The 14,548-nt window shown below is 57.6% G+C and carries 15 protein-coding genes and 1 pseudogene; 5 read left to right on the plus strand and 11 right to left on the minus strand.

The features are described 5' to 3' along the window. Positions 1 to 6 precede the first annotated feature (6 nt). A complete protein-coding gene (locus FHT71_RS17875; RefSeq protein ID WP_132590534.1) occupies positions 7 to 432 on the minus strand; it encodes a MarR family winged helix-turn-helix transcriptional regulator in 426 nt (141 codons plus the stop codon). 200 nt (positions 433 to 632) lie between these two features. Between FHT71_RS17875 and FHT71_RS17880 the strand changes: the two genes are divergently transcribed. Next, positions 633 to 1,037: a hypothetical protein gene (locus FHT71_RS17880; protein ID WP_132590536.1), complete on the plus strand. Its 405-nt coding sequence runs from the start codon at positions 633 to 635 to the stop codon at positions 1,035 to 1,037. 76 nt (positions 1,038 to 1,113) lie between these two features. On the opposite strand, the gene FHT71_RS17885 is transcribed toward FHT71_RS17880, so the two are convergent. Both FHT71_RS17885 and FHT71_RS17890 read right to left on the minus strand, forming a co-directional pair. Continuing rightward, a complete protein-coding gene (locus FHT71_RS17885; protein WP_132590538.1) occupies positions 1,114 to 2,079 on the minus strand; it encodes an alpha/beta hydrolase in 966 nt (321 codons plus the stop codon). 96 nt (positions 2,080 to 2,175) lie between these two features. Further along, positions 2,176 to 2,862, minus strand: coding sequence for a glutathione S-transferase (locus tag FHT71_RS17890; protein ID WP_132590540.1), 687 nt, complete (start codon positions 2,860 to 2,862; stop codon positions 2,176 to 2,178). Between the two features lie 104 nt (positions 2,863 to 2,966). Here FHT71_RS17890 and FHT71_RS17895 point away from each other — a divergent pair, with 104 nt between their 5' ends. Next, complete coding sequence (locus tag FHT71_RS17895; RefSeq protein ID WP_132590542.1) at positions 2,967 to 3,542, plus strand: TetR/AcrR family transcriptional regulator; 576 nt, start codon at positions 2,967 to 2,969, stop codon at positions 3,540 to 3,542. Between the two features lie 149 nt (positions 3,543 to 3,691). Here the strand turns inward: FHT71_RS17895 and FHT71_RS31730 are convergent. The 7 genes and pseudogenes from FHT71_RS31730 to FHT71_RS17925 all read right to left on the minus strand — a co-directional run. Beyond that, a pseudogene (locus tag FHT71_RS31730) lies at positions 3,692 to 3,815 on the minus strand (ATP-dependent DNA ligase); the annotation flags it as partial. A 190-nt stretch (positions 3,816 to 4,005) separates the two neighbouring features. After that, a complete protein-coding gene (locus FHT71_RS17900) occupies positions 4,006 to 5,688 on the minus strand; it encodes a glycoside hydrolase family 32 protein (RefSeq protein WP_132590544.1) in 1,683 nt (560 codons plus the stop codon). Positions 5,689 to 6,341: 653 nt separating this feature from the next. After that, entirely contained in the window at positions 6,342 to 7,697 is a 1,356-nt protein-coding gene (locus tag FHT71_RS17905) for a NosD domain-containing protein (protein ID WP_132590546.1), read from the minus strand. Between the two features lie 51 nt (positions 7,698 to 7,748). Continuing rightward, positions 7,749 to 8,891, minus strand: a complete 1,143-nt coding sequence (gene ugpC, locus FHT71_RS17910; RefSeq protein ID WP_132590548.1) for a sn-glycerol-3-phosphate ABC transporter ATP-binding protein UgpC — start codon at positions 8,889 to 8,891, stop codon at positions 7,749 to 7,751. A gap of 13 nt (positions 8,892 to 8,904) precedes the next feature. Continuing rightward, a complete protein-coding gene (locus FHT71_RS17915) occupies positions 8,905 to 9,741 on the minus strand; it encodes a carbohydrate ABC transporter permease (RefSeq protein WP_132590550.1) in 837 nt (278 codons plus the stop codon). Next, on the minus strand, positions 9,734 to 10,615 hold the full coding sequence (locus FHT71_RS17920; protein WP_132590552.1) for a sugar ABC transporter permease: 882 nt from the start codon (positions 10,613 to 10,615) through the stop codon (positions 9,734 to 9,736). Before FHT71_RS17920 ends, FHT71_RS17915 begins: the two co-directional genes overlap by 8 nt. A gap of 68 nt (positions 10,616 to 10,683) precedes the next feature. Continuing rightward, positions 10,684 to 11,943 carry a sugar ABC transporter substrate-binding protein gene (locus FHT71_RS17925; protein ID WP_132590554.1) on the minus strand — a complete coding sequence of 420 codons (1,260 nt, stop codon included), beginning with the start codon at positions 11,941 to 11,943 and terminating at the stop codon, positions 10,684 to 10,686. 170 nt (positions 11,944 to 12,113) lie between these two features. Between FHT71_RS17925 and FHT71_RS17930 the strand changes: the two genes are divergently transcribed. After that, the gene (locus FHT71_RS17930) at positions 12,114 to 13,133 is read left to right on the plus strand and encodes a LacI family DNA-binding transcriptional regulator (RefSeq protein ID WP_132590556.1); all 1,020 of its coding nucleotides are present in this window, start codon (positions 12,114 to 12,116) and stop codon (positions 13,131 to 13,133) included. 72 nt (positions 13,134 to 13,205) lie between these two features. Then, a complete protein-coding gene (locus FHT71_RS17935; RefSeq protein WP_165933111.1) occupies positions 13,206 to 13,352 on the plus strand; it encodes a hypothetical protein in 147 nt (48 codons plus the stop codon). Positions 13,353 to 13,695: 343 nt separating this feature from the next. Here FHT71_RS17935 and FHT71_RS17940 read toward each other — a convergent pair whose 3' ends face one another. Beyond that, positions 13,696 to 14,310: a hypothetical protein gene (locus FHT71_RS17940; protein WP_132590558.1), complete on the minus strand. Its 615-nt coding sequence runs from the start codon at positions 14,308 to 14,310 to the stop codon at positions 13,696 to 13,698. On the opposite strand from FHT71_RS17940, the gene FHT71_RS17945 reads away from it, so the two are divergent. After that, positions 14,300 to 14,506, plus strand: a complete 207-nt coding sequence (locus FHT71_RS17945; protein ID WP_132590560.1) for a hypothetical protein — start codon at positions 14,300 to 14,302, stop codon at positions 14,504 to 14,506. The genes FHT71_RS17940 and FHT71_RS17945 overlap by 11 nt on opposite strands. Positions 14,507 to 14,548: the final 42 nt, after the last annotated feature.

Raw genomic sequence — 14,548 nt, forward strand, 5'->3', positions numbered from 1 at the left:
AGGGAGCTACTCGCCGAGGTTCAGCTCCAGGATTTCGTCTCGCATGCGCACGGCACGGTCCTGTCCGACCTCCCGCTCAAACGCGGCCTGGGCGTTTTCCCAGAGAGGAATGGCCTCTGTTACCTTTGCAACTCCCGAAGGGGAGAGCGTGACATCGAAAGCACGGCCGCTATCGGATCTCTCGGCGACAACCCATCCGGCTGCCTGCAGCGGCTTCAGCGCGCGGACCAGAGTGGTGCGCTCCATGCTCAGCATTTCGGCCAGACGGGTAATCTTGAGGCTCTGGTAGGCTTCCAGCAGCGACAGGATGGAGAACTGCGAAACCGACAGTCCGGCAGGCGCCAGATGACTGTCGTAAAGACGGCTCAGATGCCGCGCGTTCTGGCGGGCGGCAAGGGCGTAACAGAGATGGGGACCGGTGGGTGTCAGCATGGGGTATATCTAAATGTGCAATTGCACAGTGTCAAGTCCGAACCTTGGCGCTCGACCTGCAAAGACCAGACTCGGCACAATCCGGCTCCTAGGCTCATTGCTTGAAGTGCAATTACACACTAGGTTTCAGGAACGTCGCAATTGAGTCTGGATCGCGCTCACGCGGCCACCCCAGAAATCACGCCATCCGGAGAAACGACATGTCGAGCAGCAACGGAGAAAAGCACCCATTCCTCGATGATCTTGCCGGTGACGCCGAACTGAGAGGGACGGTCCTGCGCCGCCCGGTTTCGGGCCGTGACAATATCAAGCATCTGGTCGAGGCCGTCGGCACGCTGTACGCGTCGCAGACGCCCACCTTCTATGGGGCGATCGACCAGCGCCATTTCCTGCAATACAAGGCAACACTTCGCACCGGCCTCGAGCTGGAAGCGGTTGGTGTCATCGAGCGTGACGAGACCGGGCTCGTTCGGCGCGTGACGATGACGTTTGCGCCTCTGGACGCTGCACTGTCACTGTCGGCAGGACTGGGCGGTATCGTCGGGGAGGAGTTTGGTGGCGATCTCTTTTACGCCGCGTCGGTGAACGAGATCGCGGCGTCCTGATTGCCAGACTGGCATACGATCGCACGCAAAGGTGCGGGGGGCGGGCTACGGCCAGCCCCCGGCCTTTCGCACGCCATCAGCCGCGAAGGAACGCCAGCAGGTCGGCGTTCAAGCGGTCCTTGTCGACATGCAGCAGCCCATGGGAGCCGCCTTCGTAGACAATGAGCTTGGCATGCGGAACGAGCCCGGCGGTCAACTTCGCGGAGATTTCCAGCGGGACGATCTGGTCATCGCTGCCGTGGACCACCAGCGCGGGAACGGTGATCTTCTTGAGGTCGTCGCGGAAATCGGTTTCCGAGAAGGCGCCAAGCGCGTGATAGGCGGCAAGAAACCCGGTTGCCTGTCCCTGACGCCAGTAACTCTCCCGCAGACCTTCCGACACATGCGCGCCCGGACGGTTGAAGCTGTAGTACGCCATGGTGACGTCGAGATTCCACTGCGACCGGTTTGCCTGCACGGCGGCGCGGAACGTATCGAACAGCTCCTTCGGCGCGCCGTTTGGATTGGTCGCGGTCTTCAGCAGGAAGGGCGTCACCGAAGAAACGAAGGCGACCTTGGCGACGCGGCTCTGGCCATGGCGCGCGATATAGCGTGCGACCTCGCCACCGCCCATCGAATGACCGACGAAGGTCGCATCGCGCAGATCGAGTGCCTCGACCAGGTGCGCCAGATCATCGGCGAAGGTGTCGTAGTCGTAACCACCGGACGGCTGGGCCGACCGGCCAAAACCCCGACGGTCATGGGCGATGACGCGATAGCCATTCTGCAACAGGAAGAACATCTGGTCCTCCCAGGCGTCGGACGAGAGCGGATAGCCATGGCTGAACACCACGGCCGGGCCGGTGCCCCAGTCCTTGAAGTAGAGGCTGGTGCCATCTTTCGTGACGAGGCGATCGCCTTTGGGCTTGCCGGCTCGGGCTGACGCGGGGGTCTTTGCATAGGCGGGGGATGCGCCGGCGGCTGCAAGTCCGACGCCGGCGATGGCGGCCCCTTTCAGCAGGTTGCGCCGCGAAGCGCTGTCGGGTGTTGAGATCGTAGACATGAGGAAACTCCGTGAGAATTGTGCCGCCTGGGCGGCGCGATTGGCGACTGTGGTTGGGCGTCGGTGCGGTGTTCGCGCCGCGTTCGCGCGGAGGGATCAGAAGCCGAGCCTGCGCAGATCCTCCGCGACGAACATCTGGCCACTGCGATTCTTGACGCTCGGCAGCTCAAAGAGCTTCGCGCGCCAGGACTTTAGCGCGGAATGATCGTCAGGGATGGCAATGCCGGCGGCGTCCGCGAACATTAGCCCGGCAAACACGGTGATGTCGGCCATTGAGAATGCATCGCCGGCGACGAACGAGCGATCCCGCAGCACCGTGTCGAAGTACCCCATGCCGGCGACCGCCTTATCGCGCTGGCGATTGCCCCAATCCTGACGGCCAGCCCATTCCGGGCTCTTGAACACTTGCAACTCGGCGCCCAGACCCGGCGTCGCGTGGTGGAAATAGTTGCCGACCGCATCGAGCAGCTCGGTCTCGGCCCGCTTCTGCATCATGTGGATGACGGCCTTTTCCTTCGGCGTCTTGCCGGTGAGCCGCGGATCGCTGTCGAGGTTATCGAGGTATTCGGTGATGGCGGTGGCCTCCGCGATGTAGGTGCCGTCCTCGAGCTGGAGGACCGGCAGCACGCCCGAGGGGTTCTTTTCGAGGAAGGCGGGTTGCTTGTGTTCGGCACCGATAAGATCGACGGAAACAAACTCGATCTGCGGTTCGAGACCCTTCTCGGCGAGCACGATGCGGATGCGGGCCGGATTGGGAAACCCGGGGCGATCGAAGATTTTCATAAGAGACTCCTTTGCCTGTCTATCGATAGATAGATTACAGCCGTCGTTTACCCCTTCCCTTTTCCGGCGTCAATAACTATCTATCGGGTGATAGGTAAGGATCGATGATGGCCAAAACCAAAACGGATATGCGCGAGGCGGTCATGATTGCCGCAAAAGCGACGGTGCAGTCGCATGGCTACAACGCGCTCAGCTTTCGCGAACTCGCGAAAGAGGTGGGTATCAAAAGCGCCAGCGTGCATTACCATTTCCCCACCAAGGGCGACCTCGGCGCCGCCTTGGCGCGTCGCTATACGCAGGAGGGGGCAGACTTTCTGGCGGAGCTCCTTGCAACGTCCGACGACGCGACCTGGTGCATGGACCGATACACGGAGATCTTCCGTTCGGCGCTCGCCAACGACAATCGCATGTGCCTGTGCGGCATCATGAGCGCGGAACTTGACGATCTTCCCACGGAGGTTCGGATTGAGGTCGACAACTTCGCCGCCATGAACGTCGGTTGGCTATCCCAGGTGCTATCGCGGGCCAAGCCTTCCGCAAGCGACCAAGACCTGCAGGAGCACGCCATGGCGATCTTCGCAGCCATCGAGGGGGCCCAGCTGGTCGCGCGTGGCTGCCGGGACATCGGCATCTATGACCGGACGATCCGAGCCTACCGAGCGACAGGCCTCATTCCCTAACGGCCGACGATGGGCCAATTGGTCGGTGCTGCGCCCGAGCTTTCGGCGTCGCTCTTTCCGGCAAAACAGGGGTGACCGCTTTAGATGCCGCTAAAGAGCGAGATGCCGGGTTCGATAGGCCGGTCGCTCCTGAAAAAAGGCCGAGTGCTCTAGTCGCTTGGCGCCGTCCGATCGGCGATATCAAAGACGGTGGCATTGGCTTGGACTTCCCGCAAGCCTTTGTATGAAGCATGACGAGCCGCGGAATTTGATTTCGGCAATCTGCGTCGGCTGGCAAAGATGCGCGCATTGCGACACGCACAGCACGCGACAACACCGACAAAGGCCCGACCTTTACTCCCAGTCGACCTAAGGCGATCGCGGTGTTAAAGACCGATCTCAGCATGTGGAACGAACCCCGTCCCCCGTCTGTCGTTGAGGTGGAAACATATCGATCAGCGCTTCGCCGCAGCAGAGGATCATTTCAATGCCTTTCAAACACCTGCACAAAAGCAGAGGATGAGATTTCCAGATGATCGGGTTCGATATTCACGTAGCCGCGGCGGGTGCCACAAATCGCTCCATCCTCGGCGAAAATCTCGACGATGCCGCGGTCATGGAACAGACGAAGGTTCGCCCCGCCGCCAAGGTCCGCAACATACCGGATTGAGCCATCATCCTGCGCGAGCCGGATCGAAAAGATACCGTTCATGACGCGCACCTCGAAGGCAAGGTCACCATCCTGCGTCGCGACAAGCTTGCTGCCCTCAAGTAGTCCCGAAAGCCGGATCTCGATCGGCGCGCTTGGCAACGAATAATCACCGCTTTGGCCTTGGGCGACAGGGAGGGCGGCATAGTGCTCGTCGACCTCAATCGCCGGCAGCATGCATATTTTCTTCTTGTCTTCGCTGAGACGTAGAACACGGGGCAGAGACATTTCTCCGGAATAGGCTGAACCAGCCGGCTTGCGGTACTCCCAGTTGAAAAGCCACGCAAAGGCGATCTGACGCCCTTCTGCTTCAAAACTCTGCATCGCATAATAATCAGTCCCGAAATCCAGCAATTGCAGCTCGGGCGTATCAGGCACGAAGCGATCGTCAGTGAACTCGCCGATCAGGGCGTAGAGGAGATTGTGGCGCCGTGTCGTTGGTTCGATATGGCCCACAAAGCCCATGACCAGAATCCACTTGTCCTCCAGTCGGAAAAAGTCGGGGCATTCCACTGCACGGGCGCCTTCCTCGCGGAAATTGGCGGGTGCGCGGTAGAGCGGCCCCAGATATTGCCACTCTAGTCCATCGTCGGAGGCGTAAAGCAGCACGGCTGGATCGCCGTGAATTGATGCGCCAAGGATCATGCGATAGACGTTTGCTGCTTCGTCCCACCAAACTTTCGGATCTCGGAAATCATGCTTCACGCCTTCCGGACGGATCTCCAGCACGGTCGTGATCCGCTCGGCCTTGATGAGGTCGCGGTCGGGTTCGGCGATCTTCTGGAGTTCGCGGTAGCCGGCAAAGAGGTCGTAGGCTGGCAGCCGCTCCGTATAGTAGAACTTTACCTTCCCGTCCCGATCCCGGAACGCGCTCCCCGAAAACGCGCCGCCCGTCGCGCCAAGCCGGGCGAGGTTCTGCTCCGGCAGCAGGAAAACCGGCATGTGAAGCCACGTACAGAGGTCGCGGCTCGTCGCGTGGCCCCAATGCATGGGTGCCCAATCCGTGCCGCCTGGATGGAACTGGTAAAACAGATGCCAGATGTCGCCAATCTTGCACAACCCGTTGGGATCATTCATCCAGTTCTTCACTGGGGAGAAGTGCAGGCGTGGCCGTTGCGGGTCGGCCGCACACCAAGCGTCAATCTCGGCTCCGGTGCGCTCGACCAGTTGCTCTTCGAACTCCAAGATAGTGATTCCTGTCTTGGAGACCGACTGTGGATCGTAACAATAGGCCCAGGTGAATTCTGTTACGCATTCATCCCATTCGAACTCCACCTCGCACGTTTCACGATGATGGTAGCTATAATACTCCGGAAATTCCGAGAAGCGTTTCACTGCCCACAGGACCTGCCCGCCCTGCAGTATCCGGAACGGGAATTCGTCCGCATTGTTGTCGATCGATCTCGCCCAAAACTCAATGCGCGCTCCTAACTCAAGAATCTTTCTTTGTCTTCGCATACAATCTTTCCCTCTACGCGAACTTTTTCTAGCTCATTGGCTTTATTGGAACTTGTTGTTCGCTTCGCCGTGACGAGTAAGCGGATATAGACATAAGGTTGGATACGGACTCGTCGGCCAGGAATTACCTGGTTGAACACTTGGCCGAAGGCGACCCCGTTTTTTCTTCGGCTTCGGTCAGGGATTCGGCACGATGGCGTTCAAGTTGCCGAGGTCGGAGATCTGGGCGCTGGAGCCGCTATAAATTACTTTGTTCTGGGTAGCCGCTGGGCCGAGGCGGACTGCTATATACTCAAGATCCGGAATGGCCGCCAAAACAAAGCTGTTATCGCTAATCCAGCGTCTATGAAGACGCGGGCATGTTCCACCGCGAGCGGAACTCTTGGAGAAAAATTGCGGGCTGATAGTCGGCGAGTGCGTCGGTAGCGCTCGGATATCCGGCGTACACCCTACGCAGCGGTTGACAATTGCACCATGTATTCCGAGCTCTCGTTCCCTATCTGGATCGCAAAAGCCGTCGGCCACGGCGCAAGCCCAAGCGGTATCGCGAAGGTAGGTTGATCGACGAGCTATCACCCGTTTCCTTTGGTTTGGCATCAACAAAATCCCCCGATAGTGGCTGAGTTTGCAGAGATGAGTTCGGAGCGTCCGGCTTATTGCCGAGGAACCGGAGTGGCCCTAAAGGCATTCAGTGTTCGGTCCATGAGAACCTGTGCATCGCCGCCGGAATCCAGGACCGTATTCAGCTCTGATCCGTCTTGAACCAGCACCGCTGTTACATCGAGCGGCTTGAGATTGCTGGTTGAAAGCAATGCGCCTACTTGTGTTGAGAAACAGGCACTGTTTGGTGCGTCATTGATTTTCGATGCTTCGGTTGTAGCCACGATATGGTTGTTGGCTATGTAATTGGCGGTACCGGAAGCCACCCTAATTACCACAGGCTTTGCAGTCGGAGGCTTGATGTATTGAGTATCTATCGTTTCCGAAATGTGGTTGGCGATGATTGAATTATTGCTGCCGTCAATTCGCAGGAGTCCGAACAGATCATCCAGGCCGTTATCGTACTTCTGCATCGGCGCCCATGGCTCGCGGTCTCGCAGAAAGTGATTTGAGGAGACCAAATTCTCGCAGCAGCTTGCAGCAAAAACCAACATTCCGGGATAGAAGGAATGGAATCTGTTTCCTGTGACCAAGGAACGCACCACGCCGGAAAAATAGAGGCTGCTGGCTCCTCGAGGGAATACGTTGTTTGAGGATATTAGAATGCCCGCATAATTTTCGGCATAAATGGAGTGGCCCTTATATCCGGCTCCGACAAAATTATTTGCTATTCTTGAGGCCTGCCCCATACCTTTCAATTCGATACAGTTGCCGCACTCTGCGATGAAATTGTTGTCTATCGCGAGCGCGTCTGCATCGTGAACGGTAACTCCATGCTCCAGATAGATCAAACCCATTCCCGTTATTCGAAATGAGTCATTGGCGCTGCCTACATAGATGCCCGTCTTGCCATTCTTGTATGAATTTTCTGCCTCGGTTTGCCCCGAACCATCATCAATGAAATGCAGGCCGTCGATGCAAAAGTCGGCAAACTCCACGGAGCTTATACGAGGATTTCCGCTCCGCTTGACGTAGAACGCAGCCCCAGCAGCCTCGCCATCGGCTTCATTTGGACAAATGTCCACAAGTATGCGGCTTCCGCCCGGCCATATTTCGTGCCAGTGCGCCAGCTCGCTTGCCGGTGTGTTGAAACGGATGCTTGAAGACGTGAACCCATGTCCAGAGCCGACAATTTTCAGGTAGCTGACGTCTATGACGACTTGAGTGACAAGACGATAATCGCCTGGGGGGATATAGATAACCGCGCCGGGTTTTCCGCCGTCCTTTAGATCGGGAAACCGCTGCCTGTTTTTTATATCCGCAATGATGCCATTTATAACGACGCCAATATCCTCATGGGGGTTCCCTACGGGATAGCTCGTCACGTCGTAATAGTTTTCACCAACCACTGTATATCTCCTCGGAAAGCGAGAGCCTTCCCGTTATCGCCTGACAACCCATCACCAGATGCTGGCGCGGGTGTCCGGCTCAAAGAAGTGAAGTTCTTCGGCATCAACGGCGATGCGGGCAATGTCACCGGAGCGCACAGTGCTCTTTGGTGAGAAGCGGGCTACAGCGGCTCTTTCGTTGCCGATGTCTACGACGGCGTCGGGGTCGCCAGCGTCCACCCACCGCGCGTCGATATTCAGATGCACCATGGACTCGGAACCAAGCGCTTCAACAAGACTGACTGGAGCCAAAATCTCGGCCGAAGAAGGCCGGATTGCAGCGTCATTCATGTGCTCGGGCCGGATACCGACAATGACTTGACGGTGAAACGCCCCGTTGAGCGACGGGCGGTGTTCGAAAACCCGGTCAGGGATTTCGAAACTGTTGCTGCCAAGCGTCAGCGTCCTCCCATTCAGAAGGCCCTCGTATAAATTCATCGAGGGCGATCCGATAAAGGCGGCGACAAATACATTGTCAGGGCGATCGTACAGGTTTTGCGGCGTGTCGACCTGTTGAAGGATGCCCGCCTTCATGACAGCTACGCGGTCACCCATCGTCATCGCCTCCACTTGGTCGTGGGTCACGTAGATCGTAGTGACATTCAGTTTCCTTTGCAGGCTGGCGATCTCGGCGCGCATCTGCACGCGCAGCTTGGCATCGAGGTTCGACAGTGGTTCATCCATCAGGAAGGCCGCTGGCTTGCGGACGATCGCTCGTCCCATGGCGACGCGCTGGCGCTGGCCCCCTGAAAGAAGTGCCGGCCTGCGGTCGAGCAAAGTCGTCAGTTCGAGGATGCGTGCGGCTTCGTCTACGCGGCTGGCAATCTCCGTCTTCGGCAGGCCTGCCATTAGCAAGGGAAAGGCAATGTTTTCGCGTACTGTCTTGTGCGGGTAGAGTGCATAGGACTGGAAGACCATGGCGATGTCGCGATCCTTGGGATCGACATCATTGACCAACTTGTCACCAATTCTGAGTTCACCGCTTGTAATACTCTCCAGGCCAGCGATCATTCTGAGCGCGGTTGATTTCCCACATCCCGACGGGCCAACGAACACCATGAACTCACCATCCATGATGTCGAAGCTCATATCGTGCAGAGCGTGAAAGCTGTTTCCGTAGACCTTGTTGATATTGCGCAGTTGTATGCCGGCCATGCCTTTGCCTCCCTCATCCCTTTACAGCGCCGAAAGTCAGGCCGCCGACGATCTTCTTTTGAAGTGCAAGCGTTACGATGATGACGGGCAGCGAATAGAGCACCGCCGCCGCGGTCATCGCGCCCCACGCAAGCCCGTAGACTGAATTGTATTCGGCGATGACGATCGGTGCCGTTTTGGTCGCCTCCGACGTCAGCAGCAGCGCATAGAGGAACTCGTTCCAGCTTGTGATGAACGTAAAGAGCGCGGTGACCGCTATCCCCCCTGTCATGACCGGAAGGACAATCTTTCCAAAGGCCTGGAATCGTGTGCAACCATCCATCCGCGCCGCTTCTTCGAGCTCCTTCGGCACTCCCTCGAAGAAGGCGGACATGAGCAGCAGCGCCAGTGGTACCGCGGCCGATGTGTGAGCGAGGACCAGACCAGGGATCGTGTCGAGCAGACCCATGGATTTTAGAAGCTGAAACAGCGGCACACCCAGCGACACCGAAGGCACCATGCGCGTGATCAGTGCGAAGAGAAGGAAAAGTGTCGTAATGCGGCGCCGGTATTGCGTCGCGACATATGCTGCCGGCACGGCCACCGAAAGCGAGAGGGCAGTCGTCAGAACCGCGACGGTGAGGGAATTGACGAAGGCCCTCGGCAAAGTGGAGGATTGCAGGACTTCTCGAAAATTTTCGAACGACAGAGCGGCTGGAAAGAAGCTCGGCGGGATCTGCTGCACATCGGCCGCCGGCTTCATGGAAGTCATGAGCAGATAGATGTAGGGCAGCGCGTATGACAGCACGAGCACGAGGGCTGCGGCTTTGACCAGCACACCACTGATATCGAGGCGATGACCTTTACGCATGGACCGGCCTCCAGATTTTCCAATAGGCGAGGGCGGCCAAAAGCATCATGACGATGAGGAACAGGGTGCCGGATGCCGATGCCTCGCCGAGATCGCCGAAACGAACCATGCGTTGATAGATGTTCATCGAGAACACTTCCGAGGCGTGGCTCGGTCCACCCTGTGTCTGAATCCAGATCAGGTCGAAGGTTTTGGCGGCGTCCACGCCACGCACGATCACCACGACGGCGATCACCGGCCGCATCATAGGCAGAGTGACGTGCCAGAACCGCTTGAGCGCGTTTGCCCCGTCGATCCTTGCGGCTTCCAGCAGATCCTTTGGGATATTCGTCAACCCGGCATAGGACACAAGGGCGACGAACGAAGTGGTAAGCCAGATGTCGGCAAAGGAAACAGAATAAATGACGATATCTTCACTGGACAGCCATGCAATCGCGTCGGGATCGCTGATGAGCCCTAGCCGGACGAGCCCGTAGTTCAGGATGCCGATATTGCCGACGAGCAGGAACCGCCACAGTAGGCCCGCGACGATGGGCGGAACCATCAACGGCAGAGCGAAGATCGTACGGTGCCACCGCGAGCCCCCTGCCATCGCCGAAAACAGCAGTGCCGCACCAAAACCGAAGATGAATTCAAAGAACAACGCGAAGACCGAATATTGGACGGTCCGCAGAGCGCTCTCCGCGACGCGTTTCGATGTCAACGCGTCGACATAGTTCTGTAGTCCGACCCACTCGCGTATGTGGGGTGTGATCGTATCGACCTTGAAAAAGGAATCGAATACCAGGAGTCCCACCGGGTAAGCGACCAGCAATCCGAGGATCGCCACCGCGGGCGCAAGCATGTAGAGCACAAATCGGTCTTCACCCGACATGTCCGTCTCCAAGAAATGATCTTGCGGGCGGCATCTCATCTTCCCGCAATGTTGAAGAAAATGTCGGATTAGTTGAGGATGTCCTCAATCGTCTCTTTGGCTTCCTTCAGCACGTCGCCGACATCCGTTTTGCAAGTCAGTGCCTGCTGCACAGCAGGCAAGACAGCCTCGTCGACGATTTCCTGATATTTCTCGTTGATCGGCCGGCCTTGTGTCGCGGGCGCGCTCAGCGTCTCGAGAAGTGGGGCGAAGTGTTCATAACCTGACTTCCCGGAATAGCTGCGATAGGCGGAATTCGTTGCGGCAAGGCCGAGCGGGGCCTCAATGCCCAACGCATTGTTAGCGATCGCGAAAGCGATGAATTTCTTCGCCGCTTCCTTGTGCTGAGAAGTCGATGGGACAACGTTGTACCATGGGCCAGGAATAGCAGCGATTCCGGCGTCGTCGCTCAGCATCGGTGCGACGCCGACCTTGCCGCTGACCTTTGAATCTGCAGGCGTCATCTTATACGCGTGCGCCCAGAACTTCATCATGGCCGTTTTGCCCTGGTAGAACAGGTTCTGTGCCTCACCCCAACCGATTTCGTTGACGTTTTCTGGAACGGAATGATCGACGCAGTGCGGTGCGATATAGAATTCGAGCGCTTTCTGGTGCGCCTCATTGTCAATGATGACCTGCCCGTCCTTATCGAGTATTACACCGGCCGAACCCGCTTGCAGCACATGGGCCATCCATTCCTCAGAGAAGGTGCCGATGGTGTCGGTGCCCCAGAAGTCAATCTTGCCATCACCATCGGTGTCGCGCGTGAAGAATTTCGCGACGTCTCGCCACTGCTGCCATGTCTTGGGAGGAGCCAGCGGGTAGCCATACTTCGCCTGAAATGCTTCCTTCTCCTCTGACTTATCGAAGAGATCCTTGCGATAGAAGACGATCTCGGCATTCGCCCAGGCTGGCATGCCAATCACTTTGTCACCGACCTTCGCGTCTGCCAGCAAGGCTGGCGGCAGGTCCGCCCGAATTGCATCGGTATAAAGGGATGAGATGTCTTCGACGTGGCTCGCGAATTTTGCATTCCAAACGACATCGATAGTAACGACATCGAAAGCCGAAGAGCCGGAGGCGATTTCGGCTGAGAACTTATCAAAGACGCCCTGGTAGGGAACGACGGTGAAGTTCACCTCGATGCCGGTTTCGGCGGTGAATTTCTCAGCCGCAGCCTTCTGCAGCATTTCGCCGCCGCCTTCCACCAAGATATTGATGATCTCGGCTCTGGCAGGAGCCACCATGAGAATGAGCGCAAGCGCGCTGACACCAGCAAATTTCTTCATTGATTCCTCCCTTAGATGCCAGGACGTTTGCTTAGGCGTCCTTGCTTGGATCCGACCATAATCGCGTTATGACGACGTTGTCAACGCGCGTTGTCGACGTTGTCAGAAATAAATGTCGACGTTGTCATATAATTTATTTACAACATCGCGGAGCAAGGAGTTGACGGGTCATGGTCAGTATTATCAGCGTCGCGAAAGCGGCCGGAGTTTCCAACAAAACCGTTTCGCGGGTTATCAATGGTGAGCCCTATGTGACCGAGGAAACCCGGGAGAGAGTGGAAAAGGCGATCCGCGACCTCGGCTATATTCCAAACATGGCGGCGCGCCTCATACGTTCGAGCCGTTCCAACACCTTCGGCATCATCACGGATTATGTGTCTACCACGCCCTATTCGGTCGACATTGTTCGAGGGATACAGGATTGGGCAAATGCGCATGGGAAAACCATCCTCATGGCAAATACCGGCGGCTCGTCCGAGCGAGAGGCTGAAATCTGGAAAATGTTCCAGTCCCATCGAATTGACGGGGTTCTTTATGTAACGATGTACCGTCGCACGGTGGATCCTGTGGCAGGCGACGTCCAGATTCCGACGGTGATGATCAATTGCAGACCTGAGACGAACGAACTGTTGCCTTCCATTGAACCAGATGACTACCAGGGCGCCCAAGACCTGACCCGCTATCTGTTTGACAAAGGTCATCGAAAGATCGGCTACATCCGGCTCAATCCGATCTTGCTGGGTGCGCAACTTCGCCTTGAGGCGTTCCGTAAAACCACCGCGGATTTTGGCATTGCTGAGAGCGACCTGAGTATCCGTCTGGGCATGGAAGGGCCGGTTGGAGCGGAGAAGAACTACGTTTTTGCCGTTGCGACGGAGATGCTGCAACAAAAGGAACGACCGACCGCGATCATGAGCGGCAATGACGAAATGACGATCCAAGTCTACATCGCGGCGATGGCGTTGGGTCTCCGCATCCCTGAGGATGTCAGTATCGTCGGTTTTGACGATTTTCGCACGGTTTCCCTCGCACTGAAGCCGGAACTGACCACCGCGGCCTTGCCTTATTACGATTTGGGTCTGGAAGGCGCGGAATTGCTGAATAGCGTTGTCGCAGGAAACAACGTAAGTCCGAGTACTCGCGTTTTGCCGTGCAAACTGGTCGAACGAAGCTCGGTGCAATCCTTGTAGTCTGACCTCACGAAGCAGGAGCGCTTAGGTCAGCGATCAACTCAGCGAGTTTCAACGCGTGGGGATTTGGTGGTGACGACCTCGCTGCCCACCAACGAGGTGGAGGACTTCGGGGCTGCCTTGGACGTCGCCGACGACGCAGTTGTTCGCCGGCTGAACCGGCATCTCGACAAACTGCAGGACACGCTCGGCGAGCCGGTAGTGCTCACAGAGGAATGACTGCCAGCGTTCGTGACCCGCATAGGCGAAGACTTCAAGCTTGGGGCGGAGCCCAGAGCGCGACCGGCCGCAGCGCGGGGCAGCCAGGTCCTATAGGATCATAGGAAGGACACGGCCAGGGGAAGGAAGGGAGGGCCCCCAAACATGCGGTACCCTAAAAATGACCAAAGGCGCAGTCGGTGAAGACCACGCCCAGTCAAATTCCGTTTAGACTCTCCAAGTGCCATGGTAACGCCATGGGCTCGCAACACCATTGTGCCACCACTCAGCGAGTGGCTACGTTGTAGGGCGAAGTGACTCGCATTGCAAGGGGGGACCGGGTGTCCAGCATCCCCAAGCGGCATCAACCGACATCACAGCTCCTGGGTGAATACCTGACCTTCGTTCCCCTCAGCAGGTGGATCACTTCAAGGCGGACATGCGCACTCTCAACCAGACCCTCTTGCGCGACGGTATCCGCGAAGGGGTCCAGGTCCAGGCCCTCCAGCAGATACCCATACACGAGCAGAGGCTGGTGATCCACAGGATCGACACCCGCAGGGTCAAGGAGTTCTCCTCGATCTATCCCCTCGTCTTCGCGGTCGAGAATGCCTTGAGGTCGGTACTGGCCGACTACCTTGAGGAACGCTTCGGCCGGATGGACCGGTGGGTCCTGATCCGCAATGCCCGGGACAACGGGCAGGCATACACGGCTTTTCCTCACATCCTCGGCACTGCGGTCAATCCGGGTTTCGTCAAGGCGGTCTGGCGGGTGTTCGACAACATGATCAACCCCCAGCATATCGGAAGCGTTATCGGCAACAACAAGACCGACGAGTTTTACTACTGCCTGACAATGGGAGAGCTGTGGACGATCATTGCAGGCGGACTGGGTGCTGATCCGCGGTATGTTCGCCCCGGACGCCGAACTTGGTTTCACATTCACGAAAACCCTTTTCAACGACACGATGCGGGTCATCAAGGAAACCCGCAACGAACTCTTCCACAGCAATCCGATCAAGGACCGCAAGAAGATCATCGAGGCGTGCGAGCGCATCTTGAGCGGCCTGCAGTTCCATCTCGGCGACTACGACCACGATCTTGGCGCCGCGCAATATGTCCGAGTGCCTGGGACTGTCGCACGCGCCCCGCGCCACGTCATTCCGGCGCGGTGAGGGCGGGATGCGGATCCGCCTTGGCGGATCCGCAAAGCCGCT

The organism is Rhizobium sp. BK060 (assembly GCF_014193145.1).
In the GTDB taxonomy this organism is placed as follows: domain Bacteria; phylum Pseudomonadota; class Alphaproteobacteria; order Rhizobiales; family Rhizobiaceae; genus Rhizobium.